The following is a 20,978-nucleotide window of genomic DNA, read 5'->3' as shown; positions in this document are numbered from 1 at the left end:
GACCGCGGCCGCGGCCACAGCGGTGGTTGCCGCGCCCTTGCGCAGCCTCCTGCCGAATTGCGCCGCCATTGAGTGAACCCCTCCCACCGACGACCGGCCGCGGCCTGTCGTCCCCTCGGAACTGTGCGATTCCGCTGTTTCCGGCCGTGCGCCCCCGCACGGCAACCCAGGTGACCCTACGACAACTTCCGTCGCCCAGGGACCTGTTCGCGCCCGATATTCACCAGTTGGCCATGTCCCGTCGTCCCTCATACTGACCTCTGGCGATCAACTGACCGAACACAGTCGGTCAACAGGTGACACAGGGGGACGTTTTGCCCTTCACTCTCAGTCACGCGGCCGCTGTGCTGCCCGCAATACGCGGGAACGGAAACGGCCGCGGCCGATTGGTTCCCGCCGTTCTCGTGGCAGGTTCCTTCGCCCCCGACCTGACCTACTTCGCGGCCAGTGTCGTACCGGGGGCCATGGAGTTCGGCACGTTCACCCACTCGTTCACCGGCGTGTTCACCGTCGATGTGCTCATCGCATGGACCGTCGTGGGCGCCTGGCTGGTGCTGCGGGAACCTCTGGTCGCCCTGATGCCCGCGGCGCGACAGGGGCGTACGGCACAGCTCGTGCGCTGTGGAGCGGCACGCGAGCCGGTGCGCGCGCCGACCGTTCTGTGGTGGTACGTCTCCGCGACGCTGGGCGCGCTGACCCATGTGGTGTGGGACGCGTTCACCCATCACGACCGCTGGGGAGTGCGGTTCCTGCCGTTCCTCGGACGGACCCTCGCGGGACAGCCGCTGTACTGGTACGTCCAGTACGGCAGTTCGGCCCTCGCGGCCGTGGTGATCGTGGTCTTCGTCGTACGGGCGCTGCGCCTCGCGCCGGACGGCCCCGTCGTCGGGGTGCCCGTGCTGTCCGCCGCCGACCGCGGGCTGGCCGCGGCGGTGATCGGCGGCCTCGCGCTGGCCGCCGCCGTACAGCGGGCGGTGCGGTGGTGGGCGTACTGGAAGTCCGTCGCGAAGCCGTGGGAGCTCATTCCGCCGCTGTGCTTCGGCGGGGGCGCCGGGCTGGTACTCGGCCTGTGCCTGTACGTCGTGGCGGTCAGGATCTGGCGTCGCGCTCCGGCTCGTCCCGGCCCCGCGGCGGAGCGTACGGAGCCGAGCCGGCCCGCCGCTCGCTGACCTGGGTCCCGGCGGCCAGGGCGCGGAGCAGGCCGCGGCCCTGGCCGAGGCCGCGGTGCACTGCCCGGGCGAGCCGCTCGACGAACCGGGCGCCGTACGACGGCGACTGACGGTCGTAGGACAGGACGATGATCCGGTAGCTGCGGGCCGGGCCGTCGAAGGAACCGATGCCGTGGACGCGTCCGCCGTTCGCGGCGCGGGGCAGCCTGCCGGCCGAGATGTGCGCCCCCCGTGCGCGCGGCAGCCCGAGGAAGACCCTGCGGCGCCGGCCTTCGAGGAGCCGGGCGAACCTCAGGAGGCGGTGCGCGCCGGCGGCCAGGATCGCGCGGGCGCCGGTGGCCACCGCCGGCCACCGCGACCGCTCCCGGGCCGTGGTGCGGGCCCCGGTGCCTCGCCTGTACTCGGGTACGGAGACCAGGACCGTCCCCGGGCTCGCGGACAGGGCCGCCTGAAGATCACGGGACAGCCGGGCGCCGAAATCCTCCTCGCGATCCTCGTCGCGATCCTCTTCGTGGCCCTCGTCGCGGGAAGTGAGGCCCGGTCCCGGCAGCTGGGCCGTGCCCGCGCCGGCCGCGATCGCGGGCACCGGAGCGAGCAGCACCGGGACGACGGCCGCGGCCACCGTCGCGGTCGCGACCACCACGGTCGTGGCCATGGCCGTACGGCGGTGCAGCGTGCGTATACCCATGCCCGCATCCTTACGTCACCCCCCGGCCCGGGGCGCCCGCTGCGAGCCACGCGGGTGACGGCCGGGACACGGGTCCCTTGGAGGGGAAGAACCCCCGGCTTCCGGCTCGGAAGCGAGGATCCCGGCGCGGAAATGAGGGCCAGGAACGGCGGGAGGGTGGGGCCGGCATCGGCGGGGGCCGGTCGGGAGCGGCGGAGGGCCAGGGCCAGGGCTGGTGCCGGTTCTGTGTCCGGCAGGGAACGGCCGAGGACCGGGACCCGCAGCGGTGGGAGCCCGGCAGGGAGTGGCCGAGGACCGGGGACGGTAGCGGCGGGGGCCGGCCAGGAGCGGCGGAGGGCCAGGGCCAGGGCTGGTGCCGGTTCTGTGTCCGGCAGGGAACGGCCGAAGGCCGGGGCCGGTGGGAGCCCGGTCGGGAACGGCGGAGGGCCGGGGTCGGCACCTGGTGGTGTCCGGCCTCCGGCCCTCCCCCGCGTGACAGCGGCGCCCTGGCTCAGTGCGCCGCAGACTCCCAGTCGCGGCCCGCGCCGACCGAGACGTCCAGCGGGACGTCGAGCCGGACCGCGGACGCCATCTCGCGGCGCAGCAGCTCCTCGGTCCGCTCCCGCTCGCCGGGCGCGATCTCCAGGACGATTTCGTCATGGACCTGGAGCAGCATGCGCGAGTCGAGCTTCGCCTCGCGCAGCGCCCGGTCCACGTTCAGCATCGCGATCTTCACGATGTCGGCCGCGGTGCCCTGGATCGGCGCGTTCAGAGCCATCCGCTCGGCCGCCTCACGGCGCTGCCGGTTGTCGCTGTTCAGGTCGGGCAGATAACGGCGGCGCCCGAAGAGCGTCGCGGTGTAGCCCGTGGCCCGCGCCTCGTCGACCGCCCGGCGCAGATAGTCCCGTACACCGCCGAAGCGCTCGAAGTACGTGTCCATCAAGGCACGGGCCTCGCCCGCCTCGATGTTCAGCTGCTGGGACAGACCGAACGCCGACAGCCCGTACGCGAGGCCGTAGGACATGGCCTTGATCTTGCGCCGCATCTCGGCGTCGACGGCGGACCGCTCCACCGAGAACACCTGGGAGGCGACGGTGGTGTGCAGGTCCTCGCCGGAGGTGAACGCCTCCAGCAGCCCCTCGTCCTCGGACAGATGGGCCATCACCCGCAGCTCGATCTGGCTGTAGTCCGCGGTCATGAGGCACTCGAAGCCCTCACCGACGACGAAGCCGCGGCGGATCGCACGGCCCTCGTCCGTGCGGACCGGGATGTTCTGGAGGTTCGGATCCGTCGACGACAGCCGGCCGGTCGCCGCGACCGTCTGGTTGAACGTCGTGTGGATGCGCCCGTCCGCCGCGATCGTCTTGATCAGACCCTCGACCGTGGACCGCAGCTTGGCCTGCTCACGATGACGGAGCATGATCACGGGCAGTTCGTTCTCGGTCTGCGTCGCCAGCCAGGCCAACGCGTCCGCGTCCGTCGTGTAACCCGTCTTCGTCTTCTTCGTCTTCGGCAGGGCCAGTTCACCGAAGAGGACTTCCTGGAGCTGCTTGGGCGAACCGAGGTTGAACTCGTGCCCGGCCGCCGCGTGCGCCTCCTTCACGGCCTGCTGCACCGCGCCGGCGAACATCTGCTCCATGGCCTCCAGATGCGCCCGGTCCGCCGCGATGCCGTGCCGCTCCAGGCGCGCCAGCAGGCTGGACGTGGGCAGCTCCATGTCGCGCAAAAGATCCGCCGCGCCGACCTCCTGGAGCTTCTCCCCGAACGCCTCCCCCAGATCGAGGACCGTACGGGCCTGCGCCATCAGCGCGTCGGCCTCGGCCTGCTCGTCCGTACCGAACGCCAGCTGCCCGTCGGCCGCCGCGGCGGGCCCGAGCTCCCGGCCCAGGTACTCCAGGGACAGCGCGTCCAGCGCGAACGAACGACGCCCGGGCTTGACGAGGTAGGCGGCCAGCGCCGTGTCCATCGTCACTCCCTCGATGGTCCAGCCGTGCTCGGCGAAGACCCGCATCGCGCCCTTGGCGTTGTGCATCACCTTGTGCCGGCCGGAGTCGGCGAGCCACGCGGCGAACGCGTTCTCGTCCGGCTCGTCCAGCCGGGACGGGTCGAACCACACCGCGGGACCCGCGCCCGTCGCCAGCGCCACCTCGGCGACCGACCCCGAACCCAGCGCCCACGCATCGACCGTGGAAACACCCAGCACCCCGGCGCCGTGCTCCGCGAGCCACGGCGCCAGCTCGCCCGAACCCAGCACCGCCCCGTCGATGTCGACACCCTCGGCGACGGGCCCGGCCTCCTCGGCCTCGGCCGCCCCGGGGTCCACCGCGAGCAGCCGCTCACGCAGCGAGGGGTTACGGATCTCCAGCGTGTCCAGGACCATCGCCAGCGCCGTACGGTCGTACGCCGCCCGCTCCAGGTCCGTCACCGTCCGGGGCAGCTCGACATCCTTGACCATCTCCGTGAGACGGCGGTTGAGCTTCACCGCCTCCAGATGGTCACGCAGGTTCTGGCCCGCCTTGCCCTTGACCTCGTCGACCCGCTCGACCAGCTCCGCGAACGAACCGAACTGGTTGATCCACTTCGCGGCCGTCTTCTCGCCCACACCGGGAATGCCCGGCAGGTTGTCCGACGGGTCACCGCGCAGCGCCGCGAAGTCCGGATACTGCGCCGGCGTCAGCCCGTACTTCTCGAAGACCTTCTCCGGGGTGAACCGCGTCAGCTCCGAGACGCCCTTCGTCGGATACAGCACCGTCGTGTGCTCCGAGACGAGCTGGAACGAGTCACGGTCACCCGTGACGATCAGCACCTCGAAACCCTCGGCCTCCGCCTGCGTGGCGAGCGTCGCGATGATGTCGTCGGCCTCGAAGCCGTCCACCGCGAACCGCTGCGCGTGCATCGCGTCCAGCAGCTCGCCGATCAGCTCGACCTGCCCCTTGAACTCGTCCGGGGTCTTCGACCGGTTCGCCTTGTACTCGGTGAACTCCTCGGACCGCCACGTCTTGCGCGACACGTCGAACGCCACCGCGAAATGCGTGGGCGCCTCGTCGCGCAGCGTGTTCGCCAGCATCGACGCGAAACCATAGATGGCGTTCGTCGGCTGACCCGTCGCGGTGGTGAAGTTCTCCGCGGGCAGCGCGAAGAACGCGCGGTAGGCCAGCGAGTGCCCGTCCATGAGCATCAGGCGCGGGCGGCCCGTACCTGCGGTCTTCTCGGTCTGCTTCGATGCTGTTTCTGCCACACCCCCGATCCTGCCACGGCCCACTGACAACGCGGACCGTCCCGGCCCGGCGCACCCTTTCCCGCCCCGGATTCCCACAACCCACGGGCAGCACTGTCGGCCGCGCGTGCGAGGATCCAAGCGGTACGAACACACGCACACCGCCGTGCGCACGCGAAGGGGTTCAGGATGGCCAGCAAGCCGCCGAAAAGCGATCCGGTCCAGGACGCTCCACAGGTCTCCGAGCCCAAGCACGCCGCCGCCGGGCTCCCCGCCATCGCCCACACCCTGCGCATCGCCCAGCAGCAGATGGGCGTCCGCCGCACCGCGCTCACGCTCCTGCGCCTGAACCAGAAGGACGGCTTCGACTGTCCCGGCTGCGCCTGGCCCGAACCCGAGCACCGGCACGCCGCGGAGTTCTGCGAGAACGGCGCCAAGGCCGTCGCCGAGGAAGCGACCCTGCGCCGGGTCACCCCTGACTTCTTCGCCGCGCACCCTGTGTCCGACCTCGCGGACCGCAGCGGCTACTGGCTCGGCCAGCAGGGCCGCCTCACCCACCCCATGTACCTGCCCGAGGGCGCCGACCACTACCAGCCGATCGGCTGGGACCGCGCCTTCGACATCGTCGCCGAGGAGATCGCCGCGCTCGGCTCCCCCGACGAGGCCCTCTTCTACACCTCGGGCCGCACCAGCAACGAAGCGGCGTTCCTGTACCAGCTCTTCGCCCGCGAACTCGGCACGAACAACCTGCCCGACTGCTCGAACATGTGCCACGAGTCGTCCGGCTCCGCGCTCAACGAGACCATAGGCATCGGCAAGGGCAGCGTCCTCCTGGAGGACCTGTACAAGGCGGACCTGATCATCGTCGCCGGACAGAACCCCGGCACGAACCACCCGCGCATGCTCTCCGCCCTGGAGAAGGCCAAGAGCAACGGCGCGAAGATCATCACCGTCAACCCGCTTCCCGAAGCGGGCATGGAACGCTTCAAGAACCCGCAGACCCCCCAGGGCATGGTCAAGGGCGCCGCCCTCACCGACCTCTTCCTCCAGATCCGCATCGGCGGCGACCAGGCCCTCTTCCGTCTGCTGAACAAGCTGATCCTCGACACCGAGGGCGCCGTCGACGAGACGTTCGTCGCCGAACACACCCACGGATTCGAGGACTTCGCCAAGGCCGCCCGCGCGGCCGACTGGGACGAGACCCTCACCGCCACCGGTCTCAGCCGCGACAGCATCGACGAAGCCCTGGGCATGGTCCTCGCCTCACAGCGCACCATCGTGTGCTGGGCGATGGGTCTCACCCAGCACAAGCACTCCGTCCCCACCATCCGCGAGGTCGTCAACTTCCTGCTGCTGCGCGGCAACATCGGCCGCCCCGGAGCAGGCGTCTGTCCCGTCCGCGGACACTCCAACGTCCAGGGCGACCGCACCATGGGCATCTTCGAACGCCCCGCCCCCGCCTTCCTCGACGCCCTGGAGAAGGAGTTCGGCTTCAAGCCGCCCCGCGAACACGGCTACGACGTCGTCCGGGCCATCGGCGCCCTGCGCGACGGCGACGCCAAGGTCTTCTTCGCCATGGGCGGCAACTTCGTCTCCGCCTCCCCCGACACCCACGTCACCGAGGCGGCCATGCGGCGCGCCCGGCTGACCGTCCACGTCTCCACCAAGCTCAACCGCTCGCACGTCGTCACCGGCGCGCGCGCCCTCATCCTGCCGACCCTCGGACGCACCGAACGCGACCTCCAGGACAGCGGCGAGCAGTTCGTGACCGTCGAGGACTCCATGGGCCTGGTCCACGCCTCACGCGGCCGCCTGGAGCCCGCGAGCCCCCATCTGCTGTCCGAGACCGCCATCGTCGCCCGTCTCGCCCGCAGGGTCCTCGGCACGGCCAGCAGCACCCCCTGGGAAGAGTTCGAGAAGGACTACGCGGCCATCCGCGATCGCATCGCCCGCGTGATCCCCGGCTTCCACGACTTCAACGCGCGCGTGGCGGACCCGGCCGGCTTCGCCCTCCCCCACGCCCCCCGCGACGAACGCCGCTTCCCGACGGCCACCGGCAAGGCCAACTTCACCGCCGCGCCCGTCGAGCACCCCGAACTCCCCGCGGGCCGCCTGCTCCTGCAGACCCTCCGCTCCCACGACCAGTACAACACCACCATCTACGGACTCGACGACCGCTACCGGGGCATAAAGAACGGCCGCCGGGTCGTCCTCGTCAACCCGGAGGACGCCCGCGAACTCGGCGTCGCCGACGGCACCTACGTCGACCTCGTCGGCGAGTGGAAGGACGGCGTCGAGCGACGCGCGCCCGGCTTCCGCGTCGTGCACTACCCCACCGCCCGGGGCTGCGCCGCCGCCTACTACCCCGAGACCAACGTCCTGGTCCCCCTCGACTCCACCGCCGACACCAGCAACACCCCCGCCAGCAAATCCGTGGTCGTCCGTCTGGAACAATCGACAGCCGACTGAGCGTTCGCTCAGCAGAAGACATCCGCGACGAAGCGGTCAACGACGAACGGAGCCGGACCCCATGGGCGAACAGCACACCCCGAAGTTCCCGCAAGGGGTCATCGACGAGTACGCGGCACTCGGCGTCGACCTGCCGGCCCTGTTCTCCGCGGGACACCTCGGCAACCGCATGGGCGTACAGATCATCGAGGCCTCCGCGGACCGTGTCGTGGGCACCATGCCCGTCGAGGGCAACACCCAGCCCTACGGCCTGCTCCACGGCGGAGCCTCCGCCGTCCTCGCCGAGACCATCGGCTCCGTCGGCGCGATGCTCCACGGCGGGATCACCAAGATCGCCGTCGGCGTCGACCTGAACTGCACCCACCACCGCGGCGTCCGCTCCGGCCTCGTCACCGGCGTGGCCACCCCCGTCCACCGCGGCCGCACCTCGGCGACGTACGAGATCGTCATCACCGGCGAGGACGGCAAGCGGGTGTGCAGCGCGCGCCTCACCTGCATCCTGAAGGACGCGCCGCAGAGCTGACACCGGGCGGAATCCCGGGGGCTCCACGGCCTCCGGGGTTCACGGCCTCGGAGATTCACGGCCTCCGGGGTTCACGGCCTCCCGGGTTCACGACCTCGAGGATGCACGCCCTCCGAGGTTCACGGCCCGCATGGCAGCTCACAACCCGAGGGCCCGGCGGGGTTCACAACCGCCGGGCCGCAGGCCTGCCAGACCCTCCTCTTCGGACAGCCGGACCAACGGCCTCCCCAGGGCCACCTATGGGCCGCTCATGGCTCTCCCGTACCGGGCCAATGGCCTTTCACGAGCCCCGTCAGGCTCCCCATGCTGGACCAATGGTCTTCGCGGATCGACCGCTCCGACGCCCTCCCGGGACCCGTCGGGCCACCCGTAGGCCGCCGCCTCTCCGGGTCCCTCCAGGGCTGCTCGTCCGCCGGGATCCGCCGGCCGGCCCGGAGGTTCTCGGGGCCGGCCCGGACTCCCCCGGGCTCAGCGGGGACCCACCCGAGCAGATCCGCCCATGCATCGAACCTCACCCGCGTCAAGCCCCTGAGCGACCGAACTCCCGCCCCGTACCGCACTCTTGACAGCCGCCCCCGTGCCCGGCACGCGCCCCCGTCGCGATCGCAACCGGCGCCCCTCGCCCCGCGACCGCGCCGGTCCCGGCCACCGACGGTGATCGCCGGGCGCCGCGGACCCCCGCCACGACGGCCCCCGCCACCCACCGGACAGCTTCCGCTTGTGCGGCGCGGACGGTCTTCACGGCCCGTCAAACAGGCCCCGCAGTGCCCGAGTTGAACGCGCCACCGACCCTCCGCTGCCACTGACAGTGAAGGCCGGAAATCCCCGGCCCATCGCCTTGCGCGGCGCCGTATACAACCGCGCCCGCCCCACGCCCGCCTCCGGGACCCCCCGTCCCGACCTGCCCACCGGCGACGACAACGCACAGCGACAGCAAAGCCTCACCTCGGCGGCGTCCGGCCAACGGAAGCACGGGCCGGTCCGCGCGCCCCCCGCTTCCCCAACACGCCCTCCCCCACACCCACTTCACCCGGCCAGGACACGGGCGACCGCCTCACACGGCGGTAACAGTCGGTTACCTCTGCCGCAATAAATCATTCCCCGTGCCGCGAGCCGCCCCGCACCACGCTCCCGACGGCATATCGAACGGCCGCCACACGTACAGCTTCCGGTAACCGCCATCAACCCGGAACAGCGCGTTCTCACCATGCGAACACACAACCGCCTCCGGCCAACACGCCGAAATGCTCCGATCGTCCGCCCCACGCCCCGCGAGGCACCCCCCGGATAACAAGAGCGTCACAGCCTTCCCCACGCTCCTCCACACCTCCCCAACCTGCGCTTATAGTCACGGCCAGTCACCGCGCCGCCGGGCGCGTCACTGCACGGCCCTGCTTCACCCAGTACGGCCCGGCGAGAATCACGGCCCCCACCTTGGGGTGCCGCGCCAGGGAGAGGATTCAACGTGCGACAGCGTTCCATGGTCATACTCACCGCCGTGCTCACGACAGGGGCACTCACGCTGACCGCCTGCGGCTCGCGCGACAACAGCGGCGACAGCAAGAGCGGCAAGAAGACCGAGATCATCATCGGCGTGGACGCGCCGCTGACCGGTCAGAACTCCGCCACCGGCCTCGGCATCCAGGGCGGCGTCCAGATCGCCGTCGACGACGCCAACAAGAACAACACCGTTCCCGGCGTGACCTTCAAGGTCCAGGCGCTCGACGACAAGGCGATCCCGGCCTCCGGCCAGGCCAACGCCACCCAGCTCGTGCAGAACGACAAGGTCCTCGGCGTCGTCGGCCCGCTGAACTCCGGCGTCGCCACCCAGATGCAGCAGGTCTTCGACACCGCCAACCTCGTCGAGATCTCGCCCTCCAACACGGCGCCCGAGCTCACCCAGGGCAAGAACTGGCAGACCTCCAAGACCCGCCCGTTCAAGACCTACTTCCGCACCGCCACCACCGACGCCCTCCAGGGCGGCTTCGCGGCCGACTACGCCTACAACACGCTGAAGAAGCGCAAGGTGTACGTCGTCGACGACAAGCAGACCTACGGTGCCGGCCTCGCCAAGCTCTTCAAGGCGGGCTTCACCAAGGCCGGCGGCAAGCTCGCGGGCGAGGACCACGTCAACACCGGCGACACGGACTTCTCCGCCCTGGTCACCAAGATCAAGAACGCCAAGGCCGACCTCGTCTACTACGGCGGCCAGTACGACGAGTCCGAGAAGCTCACCAAGCAGCTCAAGGACGGCGGCGTCAAGATCCCGCTGTTCGGTGGCGACGGCATGTTCAGCGACACCTACATCCAGACCGCCGGCAAGACCTCCGAAGGTGACCTGGCCACCTCGGTCGGCCAGCCCGTCGACTCCCTGGCCTCCGCCGCCGACTTCATCAAGAAGTACAAGGCCTCCGGCCTCAAGGGCGACTACGGCACGTACGGCGGTTACTCCTACGACGCCGCCACGGCCATCATCAAGGCCATCGGCGCGGTCGTGAAGGACGGCAAGATCCCGGACGGCGCCCGCGCCAAGATCGTCTCCGAGGTCCAGAAGACCAAGTTCGACGGCATCGCCGGCCCCGTCTCCTTCGACGAGTACGGCGACACCACCAACAAGCAGCTCACCGTCTACCAGGTCGTCGGTGGCAAGTGGAAGGCCGTCAAGAGCGGTACGTTCAACGGCTGATCAGCACCACCCTGGGCCACCCCGGTGGATCGGTCCGACACCAGGCCACGGAGCCCCAAGAGCACCGTGAGCCCGGTCCGGTCCACCGGACAGGCCCTCCGCACAACCCCAGGGCCGCGCGGCCACGACCACACGTCACCGCGCGGCCCGCTCCATACGCCCTGCTCAACTCTCCCCACCACATGGAGGCCACGCGGTGAACACCCTGCCGCAGCAGCTGGCCAACGGGCTGTTCCTCGGCTCGATGTACGGGCTGATCGCCATCGGCTACACGATGGTGTACGGCATCGTCCAGCTCATCAACTTCGCCCACGGCGAGATCTTCATGACCGGCGGCTTCGGCGCACTCTCGGTCTACCTCTACGTTCTGCCAAACGGCACATCCATGTGGATAGCCCTCCCAGCGATGCTGATAGGCGGCGGAATCGTCTCCGTCCTCATCGCCGTCGGGGCCGAACGCTTCGCCTACCGCCCCCTGCGCGGAGCGCCACGCCTCGCCCCCCTCATCACCGCCATCGGCCTGTCCCTGGCACTCCAGCAGGTCGTCTTCAACGCCTACCCGAACGCCAAGACCGACCTGACGTTCCCCCAGCTCCCCTTCGGTCCCTGGCACATCGGCTCGGTCAGCATCCAGAGCGGCAGCGTCTTCGTCATCGTCGCCGCCCCCCTGTGCATGGCCGCCCTCGCGCTCTTCGTCAGCATGTCCCGCACCGGCCGCGCGATGCAGGCCACCGCCCAGGACCCTGACACCGCTCAGCTCATGGGCATCGACACCAACCGCATCATCGTGATCGCCTTCGCCATCGGCGGCTTCTTCGCCGCCGTCGCGGCGGTCGCCTACGGCCTGCGCTACGGCACCGTCAAGTACGACATGGGCTTCCAGATGGGCCTCAAGGCCTTCACCGCGGCCGTCCTCGGCGGCATCGGCAACATCTACGGCGCCATGATCGGCGGCCTCGTCCTCGGCCTCGCCGAGACCATGGCCACCAGCTACATCGACGGCATCCCCGGCATGCAGCAGCTCGGCGGCGGCGGCTGGTCCTCCGTCTGGGCCTTCGTACTCCTCATCCTCGTACTGCTGTTCAGGCCACAGGGCCTCGTCGGCGAACGCGTCGCGGACAGGGCGTGAGCACCATGGCAACCACCGAGACCACCACTCCCGAGCGCGGCCTGATCGCACTCCCCGAGAGCGTCGCCCGCATCCTCGTCGCGATCGGCGCCGTCGCCACCATCGCCAGCGCCTTCATGTCCTGGACCTACACGTCCGACTTCCCCGGGGACCTCACCTACTACGGCTCCCCGGCCGGACTCCAGGTCCTCGACATCGTCGCCGGCGCCCTCACGCTCCTCTTCGGCCTGACGCTCTTCAACGTCCGGGGCCTCGGCTGGCTCAACCCGGCGGGCGCCACCCAGCCCGTCGTCCTCGCCGCCGCCTCCGCGTTCGCCGTCAGCTGGTTCAGCGCCATCGCCATCGCCGTCGACCTCAAGGGCCTCGTCGCGCTCGACCCCGGCGCCTACGTCGCCGCCGTCGGCTCCCTCGTCGCCCTCCTCGGCACCCTGGCACTCCCCAAGCCCGGGGACACGCTCAAGGACTACGTCACCAAGCCCGACCTCATCCCGCCGGCCGCCAAGCTGCCGGCCTGGGGCGAGCGCCTGGTCGTCACCGCCGCCACCGCCGTGGCCCTGATCGTCTTCAACTACGGCATCGGCGTCGACCCCGATGCTAGCGAAACGTTCCTGGGATACCTGCTCCTCGTCGTCTTCGGCGCCTGGGCCCTGCTCACCGCCGGACTCTTCGACCGCTTCGCGCAGCTGAACGCCCGCCACAAGGGATTCGCCACCACCATGGCCTTCCTCGCCGCGGCGGCCTTCCCGTTCCTCGCGAACAACGAGCACAACTCCAACCTCGGCGTCAACATCCTCGTCGTCGCCACCGTCGCCCTCGGCCTCAACATCGTCGTCGGCCTCACCGGACTCCTCGACCTCGGATACGTCGCCTTCCTCGGCGTCGGCGCCTACGCGGCGGCCCTCGTCTCCGGCTCCGAGTTCTCCCGCTTCTCCGGCGTCCAGTTCCCCTTCTGGGCCGCCATGCTCACCGGTATGGCCGCGTCGCTCGTCTTCGGCGTCCTCATCGGCGCCCCCACCCTGCGCCTGCGCGGCGACTACCTCGCCATCGTGACCCTGGGCTTCGGAGAGATCTTCCGCATCGCCGTCAACAACATGGACGGCACCTCCGGCCCCAACCTCACCAACGGCCCCAACGGCATCTCCATGATCCCGGACCTCACCATCTTCGGGTTCAACTTCGGTGCCGAGCACAACATCCTCGGCTTCCCCCTCGGCCGCTTCGCGAACTACTTCCTGCTGATGCTCGTCATCACAGCGATCGTCGTCGTGGTCTTCAACCGCGCCGCCGACTCCCGCATCGGCCGCTCCTGGATCGCCATCCGCGAGGACGAGACCGCCGCGACCGCCATGGGCATCAACGGCTTCCGCGTCAAGCTCATCGCCTTCGCCCTCGGCGCCTCCCTCGCCGGCCTCGCCGGCACCGTCAGCGCCCACGTCGGCTACAGCGTCAACCCGGCGCCGTACCAGTTCGCCGGCTCCGTGCCCCCGAACTCCGCCTTCCTCCTCGCGGCGGTCGTTCTCGGCGGCATGGGAACCGTCAACGGCCCGATCCTCGGCGCCACCCTGCTCTACCTGCTCCCCGAGAAGCTCAGCTTCCTCAAGGAGTACGAGCTCCTCGCGTTCGGCATCGCCCTCGTCGTCCTCATGCGCTTCCGGCCCGAAGGCATCATCGCCAACCGCCGCCGCCAGCTCGAGTTCCACGAGAGCGACGAAACACCCGTCCACATCCCCGAACAGGGCCTGCCCGACTCCACCGTCGGCGTCACCAAGGCAGGGGCGTAACCAACATGACCACCACCACGGCCCCCAGCCCCGTCCTCGAAGCCACCGGCGTCACCATGCGCTTCGGCGGCCTCACCGCCGTCCGGAACGTCGACCTCACCGTCAACGCCGGAGAGATCGTCGGCCTCATCGGCCCCAACGGCGCGGGCAAGACCACCTTCTTCAACTGCCTCACCGGCCTCTACGTCCCCACCGAGGGCAAAGTCGCCTACAAGGGCACCGTGCTGCCCCCCAAGCCGCACCTCGTCACCAGCGCAGGCATCGCCCGCACCTTCCAGAACATCCGGCTCTTCGCCAACATGACCGTCCTGGAGAACGTGCTCGTCGGACGCCACACCCGCACCAAGGAAGGCCTCTGGTCGGCCATCCTCCGCGGCCCCGGCTTCCGCAAGGCGGAGGCCGCCTCCCGCGAACGCGCCATGGAACTGCTGGAGTTCATCGGCCTCGCCCACAAGGCCGACCACCTCTCCCGCAACCTCCCCTACGGCGAGCAGCGCAAGCTGGAGATCGCGCGCGCCATGGCCAGCGAGCCGGGCCTGCTCCTCCTGGACGAGCCCACCGCCGGCATGAACCCCCAGGAAACCCGCGCGACCGAAGAACTCGTCTTCGCCATCCGCGACCGCGGCATCGCCGTCCTCGTCATCGAGCACGACATGCGCTTCATCTTCAACCTGTCCGACCGCGTGGCCTGCCTCGTGCAGGGCGAGAAGCTCGTCGAAGGCACCTCCGACGTCGTCCAGGGCGACGAGCGCGTCATCGCCGCCTACCTGGGCACCCCCTTCGAGGGCGCCCCCGGCGAGGAGGAACTCGCCGAGGTCGAGGCCGCCGAGGCCGCCGGAACGGCAGCAGCGGCCGCTCCGGCCGACACCGAGGAAACCGCCCCGGCCGACGACACGGCGGAAGCCGCCGCGTCCGAGGACACGGACGAGGCCCCGGCGGCCGAGGCCGGCCCGGACACCGACGACGCCCCCGAGGCGGCCGAGGAGCCCGCGGAGCCCGCCTCCGAGGAGCCCGAGGCCGCCACCGGGTCGGACGACTCCGACGCGCAGGGCAGCACCACCAAGGAAGGAACCGCCCAGTGACCGCACTGCTCGAGGTCGAAGACCTCAAGGTCGCCTACGGCAAGATCGAAGCCGTCAAGGGCATCTCCTTCACCGTCGAGGCCGGCCAGATCGTCACCCTCATCGGCACCAACGGCGCCGGCAAGACGACGACCCTGCGCACCCTCTCCGGGCTCCTCAAGCCCAGCGGAGGCCGCATCCTCTTCGACGGCCAGCCCCTCGCCAACATCCCCGCCCACAAGATCGTCGCCCTCGGACTCGCACACTCCCCCGAAGGCCGGCACATCTTCCCCCGCCTGACCATCGCGGAGAACCTCCAGCTCGGAGCCTTCCTCCGCAGCGACAAGGCGGGCATCGAGAAGGACATCCAGCGCGCCTACGACCTCTTCCCCATCCTGGGAGAGCGCCGCAAGCAGGCCGCCGGCACCCTCTCGGGCGGCGAGCAGCAGATGCTCGCCATGGGACGCGCCCTCATGTCCCAGCCCAAGCTGCTCATGCTCGACGAACCCTCCATGGGCCTCTCGCCGATCATGATGCAGAAGATCCTCGCCACCATCGCCGAACTCAAGGCGTCCGGCACCACCATCCTGCTCGTCGAGCAGAACGCCCAGGCCGCGCTCTCGCTGGCCGACCAGGCCCACGTCATGGAGGTCGGCAGCATCGTCCTCTCCGGCACCGGCCAGGACCTGCTCCACGACGAGTCCGTCCGCAAGGCGTACCTCGGCGAGGACTGACACACCCCGCGACCCCGGTCGCACGAAAAGGCCCGCACCTCCGTCAGGGGTGCGGGCCTTCTCCGTTCGCGGGGGCTGCCGGTCGGGGCTAGCCCTTCGCCGCCTTCTTCTCCTCGGCGTCCTCGATGACCGCCTCGGCGACCTGCTGCATCGACATACGGCGGTCCATCGACGTCTTCTGGATCCACCGGAACGCCGCCGGCTCCGTCAGGCCGTACTCCGTCTGGAGAACCGACTTCGCACGGTCCACCAGCTTCCGCGTCTCCAGACGCTGCGTGAGATCCGCGATCTCACCCTCCAGCGCCTTCAGCTCCGCGAACCGGGACACCGCCATCTCGATCGCCGGCACGACGTCGCTCTTGCTGAACGGCTTGACCAGGTACGCCATCGCGCCCGCGTCACGCGCGCGCTCGACGAGGTCGCGCTGCGAGAACGCGGTCAGCATCAGCACCGGGGCGATCGACTCCTCGGCGATCTTCTCCGCCGCCGAGATGCCGTCCAGCTTGGGCATCTTCACGTCGAGGATCACGAGGTCGGGCTTGTGCTCCCGGGCCAGTTCGACGGCCTGCTCACCGTCACCGGCCTCGCCCACTACGGTGTAGCCCTCTTCTTCGAGCATCTCTTTGAGGTCGAGACGGATCAGCGCCTCGTCCTCGGCGATGACGACACGGGTCGTCAGCGGAGGCACGTGCGACTTGTCGTCGTCGGGCGCGTCTACGGGCTGGGGCGACTCGGGGGCGGTCACGGGGGCTCCTCGTTGCGGGCCGGGCAGGTTGTGCTGCTTAAGAAGACTACCTAGCGGCGGCGGGCTGCGATGACCCGGTATGCTTCCGCAGAGCCGTAAGGCCGGGTTGGTGGAACGGTATACACGGAGGTCTCAAACACCTCTGCCTGAGAGGGCTTGCGGGTTCGAATCCCGCACCCGGCACAATCAGCCGCAAAGCGGAGGTCCACGTTCGCGTGGACCTCCGCTTTTTGCTGCACACGGTAGCGATCGGTGACGCACGGTGTTCACATGAACTCTCATGGAACTGAAGTGCGAGAGACGGTCCTCGCCCTGCTCCGCGACGGAACCAGGAACACCGAAGTGGCACGACGGTTCGGCGTTCCGCCGGGAACGGTCAGCTACTGGAAGCATGCGGACCGCGCGAAGCGTGGCGAGCCGCTCACCGTCCGCCCGACGCCTCTCTGCCCACGGTGCGACGGCCGCGACCTCGACCAGGCCTCGTACGGCTATCTCCTCGGCCTGTATCTGGGCGACGGGCACATCAGTCAGTACGCGAAGCACAAAGTGCCGAGCCTCATGATCACCCTCGACGACGCCTGGCCGGGCATTCAGGACAGCGCCGAGCGAGCCCTGCGGGCCGTGTTCCCCGGCAACGCCACGTGCCGCGTGCGAAGCAAGGGCGCGCACAACATCAAGGTGTACTTCAAGCACCTCGCCTGCCTGTTCCCCCAGCACGGCCCCGGCAAGAAGCACGAGCGCCGGATCGTCCTCGAAGACTGGCAGCAGGGGATCGTCGACGCCCACCCCTGGGAGTTCGTCCGGGGGCTCATCCATTCCGACGGCTGTCGCATCACCAACTGGACGACTCGCGTCGTCGCCGGGGAGCGCAAGCGCTACGAGTACCCCCGGTACTTCTTCACCAATGTCTCCGACGACATCAGACAGCTGTTCACCGACACCCTGGACAGGCTCGGCGTCGGCTGGACCCACTGCACCCGCCACGGGAGCCCGTACAACATCTCGGTCGCCAAGAAGGCCTCGGTCGCCCTCATGGACGCCCATGTGGGCCCCAAGTACTGACCGGCGGAAGGGCGGAGCCTTCGCCGGCCCGGCAGGGGCCCGTCGGGCGTGGTGCGGCTACTTCGGGCTGTCGTCCTCGCCCACGTGGTGGACGCGGACCAGGTTCGTGGACCCGGAGACCCCGGGCGGCGAACCCGCGGTGATCACGACGATGTCGCCCTTGGCGCAGCGGCCGTACTTGAGGAGGAGTTCGTCGACCTGGTCGACCATGGCGTCGGTGGAGTCGACGTGGGGTCCGAGGAAGGTCTCGACGCCCCAGGTGAGGTTGAGCTGGGAGCGGGTGGCGGGTACGGGGGTGAAGGCGAGCAGGGGGATGGGTGAGCGGTAGCGGGACAGGCGGCGGACGGTGTCGCCTGACTGGGTGAAGGCGACGAGGAACTTGGCGCCGAGGAAGTCGCCCATCTCGGCGGCGGCCCGGGCGACGGCTCCGCCCTGGGTGCGGGGTTTGTTGCGTTCGGTGAGAGGCGGGAGGCCCTTGGCGAGCATGTCCTCCTCGGCCGCCTCGACGATCCGGGACATGGTCCTGACCGTCTCGACGGGGTATTTGCCGACGCTGGTCTCGCCGGAGAGCATCACGGCGTCGGTGCCGTCGATGACGGCGTTGGCGACGTCGGAGGCCTCGGCGCGGGTGGGACGGGAGTTGTCGATCATCGAGTCGAGCATCTGCGTGGCGACGATGACCGGCTTGGCATTGCGCTTGGCGAGTTTCACGGCGCGCTTCTGAACGATGGGGACTTGTTCGAGCGGCATTTCGACGCCGAGGTCGCCGCGGGCGACCATGATGCCGTCGAAGGCGGCGACGATGCCGTCGATGTTGTCGACGGCCTGGGGCTTTTCGACCTTGGCGATGACGGGGAGGCGGCGGCCTTCCTCGTCCATGATGCGGTGGACGTCGAGGATGTCCTTGCCGCTGCGGACGAAGGAGAGGGCGATGACGTCGAAGCCGGTGCGCAGGGCCCAGCGGAGGTCGTCCTCGTCCTTGTCGGAGAGGGCGGGGACGGAGACGGCGACGCCGGGGAGGTTGAGGCCCTTGTGGTCGGAGACCATGCCGCCCTCGATGACGGTGGTGTGGACGCGGGGGCCGTCGACGCGGGTGACTTCGAGGCAGACCTTGCCGTCGTCGACGAGGATGCGTTCACCGGGTGTGACGTCGGCGGCGAGTCCGTCGTAGGTGGTTCCGCAGGATTCGCGGTCTCCCTCGGCGCCTTCTTCGACGGTGATGGTGAAGCTGTCTCCGCGTTCAAGGAGTACGGGGCCTTCGGTGAAGCGGCCGAGGCGGATCTTCGGGCCTTGAAGGTCGCCGAGGATTCCGACGCTGCGGCCGGTTTCGTCGGAGGCTTTCCGGACGTGCCGGTAGCGCTCTTCGTGGTCGGCGTGGGTGCCGTGGCTGAGGTTGAAGCGGGCCACGTCCATTCCGGCTTCGACCAGGGCTTTGATCTGGTCGTATGAGTCGGTGGCGGGGCCCAGTGTGCAGACGATTTTTGCTCGGCGCATGATTCGAGCCTAGGCCTTACCGGTCGGTAGAGAATTGGTCGCGCATGACTACTCAACAACCTTTGCGTGAAGGGTTATTGACAACTGTTGAATTGTGCGCCGTGCCGCTCCGATGAGCAGAGGATCGCTCCCGGTGGGCTCGGCGCTTTTTCGTACCCGTGTGCGTCCAGTGTGCGCCGGGGCGCGGGGTGGGTGCGCGGAAGAGTCTTGCGGTGACGTTCCGTGATGCTGTCAGGTGGCGCTGGAGCCGTGGTGGATCCCGGGTGTCGTCCCGCCATCGGATGGAAACCTCCAGGGTCTTTTGCGGGGGCGGGTGTTGGGCCAGAATCTACGCGCGTCGTTGACCTTTTCCCGAGGAGTTCGAGAGATGCCGTTGAATCGCCGGAAGTTTCTGAAAGAGTCCGCCGTGACAGGTGCTGGGGTGGCGCTCGCGGGTGTGGGCGTGGCTCCGGTGGCGCAGGCCGCGGAGGGGGCGAAGGGGGGCCGGCCGGTGAAGCGGTACGAGCTGACGGTGATGGGGACGACCGATCTTCACGGTCATGTCTTCAACTGGGACTACTTCAAGGACGCGGAGTACGCGGACAAGGCGGGCAACGCCCAGGGGCTGGCGCGGATCTCGACGCTGGTGAACGAGATCCGAGCGGAGAAGGGGCGTTGCAACACGCTGCTGCTGGACGCCGGTGACACGATCCAGGGCACTCCGCTGACGTACTACTACGCGAAGGTGGATCCGATCACCGCCAAGGGTGGTCCGGTGCATCCGATGGCGCGGGCGATGAACGCGATCGGGTACGACGCGGTGGCTCTCGGGAATCACGAGTTCAACTACGGGATCGAGACGCTGCGGAAGTTCGAGTCGCAGTGCCGTTTCCCGTTGCTGGGCGCGAACGCGCTGGACGCGAAGACGCTGAAGCCGGCGTTCCCGCCGTATTTCATGAAGGATTTCCGTGTTCAGGGTGCGCCGCCGGTGCGGGTGGCGGTGCTGGGGCTGACGAATCCCGGCATCGCGATCTGGGACAAGGCGTATGTGCAGGGGAAGCTGACGTTCCCCGGTCTTGAGGAGCAGGCGGCGAAGTGGGTGCCGAAGCTGCGGTCGATGGGTGCGGACGTGGTGGTGGTGTCGGCGCATTCGGGTGCGTCGGGTACGTCTTCGTACGGTGATCAGGTGCCGTACGTGGAGAATTCCGCGGCGCTGGTGGCTCAGCAGGTGCCGGGGATCGACGCGATCCTGGTGGGTCACGCGCATCTGGAGATCCCGGAGCTCAAGGTCACCAACACCGCGACGGGGAGGACGGTGGTGCTGTCGGAGCCGCTGGCGTACGCGGAGCGGCTGTCGGTGTTCGACTTCGGGCTCGTCCTGGAGAAGGGGCGCTGGCGCGTGGAGTCGGTGTCGGCTGCGGTGCGGAACGCGAACGCGGTGGCGGACGATCCGAGGATCACCCGGTTGCTGAAGGACGAGCACGAGGTCGTGGTGGCGTACGTCAACCAGGTGGTGGGCCGGGCGACGGAGACGTTGACGACGGTGGAGGCGCGTTACAAGGACGCTCCGATCATCGATCTGATCACGCGGGTGCAGGAGGACGTGGTGCGGGCGGCGCTGGTGGGGACGCCGTACGCGTCGTTGCCGGTGATCGCTCAGGCGTCGCCGTTCTCGCGGACGTCGGAGATACCGGCGGGCGATGTGACGATCCGGGATCTGTCGAGTCTGTACGTGTACGACAACACGCTGGTGGCGAAGGTGCTGACGGGTGCGCAGCTGCGTGCGTACCTGGAGTACTCGGCGAACTATTTCGTGCGGACGCCGGTGGGTGTGGTGGTCGACACGGAGAAGCTGACGAACGCGGGCAACCGGCCTGACTACAACTACGACTATGTGTCCGGGCTTCGGTACGACATCGACATCGCGCAGGCCGAGGGTTCGCGGATCAGGAACCTGTCGTACGACGGTGTGCCGTTGGACGACGGCTGGCAGTTCGTGCTGGCGGTGAACAACTACCGTGCCAATGGTGGCGGCGCGTTCCCGTATGTCGCTTCGGCGACCGAGGTGTGGTCGGAGTCGACGGAGATCCGGACGCGGATCGCGGAGTGGGTCACGGCGAAGGGTGTGCTGGACCCGAAGGAGTTCGCGTCGGTGGACTGGAGGCTGACGCGCGAGGGTGTGCCCGTGTTCTAGGGCGTGGGTGGTTCAGGTGGGCGGCGTCGGCGCGGTTTTCGCGTCGGCGCCGTTCGTCTTGGGCGGGT

The 20,978-nt window shown here is 69.3% G+C and carries 14 protein-coding genes and 1 tRNA gene; 11 read left to right on the top strand and 4 right to left on the bottom strand.

Translation table 11 applies throughout. From position 1 onward, the window contains the following. Positions 1-314 precede the first annotated feature (314 nt). A complete protein-coding gene (locus tag ACFWI4_RS20365; RefSeq protein ID WP_387198003.1) occupies positions 315-1,169 on the top strand; it encodes a DUF4184 family protein in 855 nt (284 codons plus the stop codon). On the opposite strand, the gene ACFWI4_RS20360 is transcribed toward ACFWI4_RS20365, so the two are convergent. Further along, complete coding sequence (locus tag ACFWI4_RS20360; RefSeq protein ID WP_387198000.1) at positions 1,090-1,857, bottom strand: hypothetical protein; 768 nt, start codon at positions 1,855-1,857, stop codon at positions 1,090-1,092. The genes ACFWI4_RS20365 and ACFWI4_RS20360 overlap by 80 nt on opposite strands. A 490-nt stretch (positions 1,858-2,347) precedes the next feature. Continuing rightward, a complete protein-coding gene (polA, locus tag ACFWI4_RS20355; RefSeq protein ID WP_387197998.1) occupies positions 2,348-5,074 on the bottom strand; it encodes a DNA polymerase I in 2,727 nt (908 codons plus the stop codon). 168 nt (positions 5,075-5,242) lie between these two features. On the opposite strand from polA, the gene ACFWI4_RS20350 reads away from it, so the two are divergent. The 7 genes from ACFWI4_RS20350 to ACFWI4_RS20320 all read left to right on the top strand — a co-directional run bounded on the left by ACFWI4_RS20350 (position 5,243) and on the right by ACFWI4_RS20320 (position 15,436). After that, positions 5,243-7,522, top strand: a complete 2,280-nt coding sequence (locus ACFWI4_RS20350; RefSeq protein ID WP_387197995.1) for an FdhF/YdeP family oxidoreductase — start codon at positions 5,243-5,245, stop codon at positions 7,520-7,522. A 61-nt stretch (positions 7,523-7,583) separates the two neighbouring features. Next, on the top strand, positions 7,584-8,045 hold the full coding sequence (locus tag ACFWI4_RS20345) for a hotdog fold thioesterase (protein WP_355983770.1): 462 nt from the start codon (positions 7,584-7,586) through the stop codon (positions 8,043-8,045). Between the two features lie 1,480 nt (positions 8,046-9,525). Further along, a complete protein-coding gene (locus tag ACFWI4_RS20340) occupies positions 9,526-10,731 on the top strand; it encodes a branched-chain amino acid ABC transporter substrate-binding protein (RefSeq protein WP_385402493.1) in 1,206 nt (401 codons plus the stop codon). Between the two features lie 196 nt (positions 10,732-10,927). Then, positions 10,928-11,860, top strand: a complete 933-nt coding sequence (locus ACFWI4_RS20335) for a branched-chain amino acid ABC transporter permease (protein WP_339128771.1) — start codon at positions 10,928-10,930, stop codon at positions 11,858-11,860. A gap of 5 nt (positions 11,861-11,865) precedes the next feature. Further along, entirely contained in the window at positions 11,866-13,641 is a 1,776-nt protein-coding gene (locus ACFWI4_RS20330; protein WP_387198018.1) for a branched-chain amino acid ABC transporter permease, read from the top strand. Positions 13,642-13,646: 5 nt separating this feature from the next. Next, positions 13,647-14,723 carry an ABC transporter ATP-binding protein gene (locus tag ACFWI4_RS20325; protein ID WP_387197990.1) on the top strand — a complete coding sequence of 359 codons (1,077 nt, stop codon included), beginning with the start codon at positions 13,647-13,649 and terminating at the stop codon, positions 14,721-14,723. Then, positions 14,720-15,436, top strand: coding sequence for an ABC transporter ATP-binding protein (locus tag ACFWI4_RS20320; RefSeq protein ID WP_361692251.1), 717 nt, complete (start codon positions 14,720-14,722; stop codon positions 15,434-15,436). Before ACFWI4_RS20325 ends, ACFWI4_RS20320 begins: the two co-directional genes overlap by 4 nt. Before the next feature lie 88 nt (positions 15,437-15,524). Here the strand turns inward: ACFWI4_RS20320 and ACFWI4_RS20315 are convergent, their stop codons facing one another. Next, positions 15,525-16,181: a response regulator gene (locus ACFWI4_RS20315; RefSeq protein ID WP_326788388.1), complete on the bottom strand. Its 657-nt coding sequence runs from the start codon at positions 16,179-16,181 to the stop codon at positions 15,525-15,527. A gap of 100 nt (positions 16,182-16,281) precedes the next feature. Between ACFWI4_RS20315 and ACFWI4_RS20310 the strand changes: the two genes are divergently transcribed. Together ACFWI4_RS20310 and ACFWI4_RS20305 are read left to right on the top strand one after the other, a co-directional pair. Continuing rightward, positions 16,282-16,364: transfer RNA gene (locus ACFWI4_RS20310), tRNA-Leu, on the top strand. Positions 16,365-16,451: 87 nt separating this feature from the next. Then, positions 16,452-17,243 (top strand): helix-turn-helix domain-containing protein, encoded by a 792-nt coding sequence (locus tag ACFWI4_RS20305; protein ID WP_387197983.1) that lies wholly within the window; start codon positions 16,452-16,454, stop codon positions 17,241-17,243. 57 nt (positions 17,244-17,300) lie between these two features. Here ACFWI4_RS20305 and pyk read toward each other — a convergent pair whose 3' ends face one another. After that, on the bottom strand, positions 17,301-18,737 hold the full coding sequence (gene pyk, locus ACFWI4_RS20300) for a pyruvate kinase (RefSeq protein WP_387197980.1): 1,437 nt from the start codon (positions 18,735-18,737) through the stop codon (positions 17,301-17,303). Positions 18,738-19,104: 367 nt separating this feature from the next. Between pyk and ACFWI4_RS20295 the strand changes: the two genes are divergently transcribed. Further along, positions 19,105-20,910 (top strand): 5'-nucleotidase C-terminal domain-containing protein, encoded by a 1,806-nt coding sequence (locus ACFWI4_RS20295; RefSeq protein ID WP_387198015.1) that lies wholly within the window; start codon positions 19,105-19,107, stop codon positions 20,908-20,910. The last annotated feature ends 68 nt before the right edge of the window (positions 20,911-20,978 follow it).

It is taken from the genome of Streptomyces sp. NPDC127038 (assembly GCF_042725875.1).
Lineage (GTDB): Bacteria > Actinomycetota > Actinomycetes > Streptomycetales > Streptomycetaceae > Streptomyces.
Note: the sequence above shows the minus strand (reverse complement) of the source record. Positions and strands in the feature narration are given on the sequence as shown.

Excerpts from the sequence above, each read along its gene's own strand:
- ACFWI4_RS20345 (WP_355983770.1), top strand. The coding sequence starts at position 7,584 with ATGGGCGAACAGCACACCCCGAAGTTCCCGCAAGGGGTCATCGACGAG.
- ACFWI4_RS20350 (WP_387197995.1), top strand. The coding sequence starts at position 5,243 with ATGGCCAGCAAGCCGCCGAAAAGCGATCCGGTCCAGGACGCTCCACAG.
- ACFWI4_RS20325 (WP_387197990.1), top strand. The coding sequence starts at position 13,647 with ATGACCACCACCACGGCCCCCAGCCCCGTCCTCGAAGCCACCGGCGTC.
- ACFWI4_RS20340 (WP_385402493.1), top strand. The coding sequence starts at position 9,526 with ATGGTCATACTCACCGCCGTGCTCACGACAGGGGCACTCACGCTGACC.
- ACFWI4_RS20360 (WP_387198000.1), bottom strand. The coding sequence starts at position 1,857 with ATGGGTATACGCACGCTGCACCGCCGTACGGCCATGGCCACGACCGTG.
- ACFWI4_RS20305 (WP_387197983.1), top strand. The coding sequence starts at position 16,452 with ATGAACTCTCATGGAACTGAAGTGCGAGAGACGGTCCTCGCCCTGCTC.
- pyk (WP_387197980.1), bottom strand. The coding sequence starts at position 18,737 with ATGCGCCGAGCAAAAATCGTCTGCACACTGGGCCCCGCCACCGACTCA.
- ACFWI4_RS20295 (WP_387198015.1), top strand. The coding sequence starts at position 19,105 with ATGCCGTTGAATCGCCGGAAGTTTCTGAAAGAGTCCGCCGTGACAGGT.
- ACFWI4_RS20330 (WP_387198018.1), top strand. The coding sequence starts at position 11,866 with ATGGCAACCACCGAGACCACCACTCCCGAGCGCGGCCTGATCGCACTC.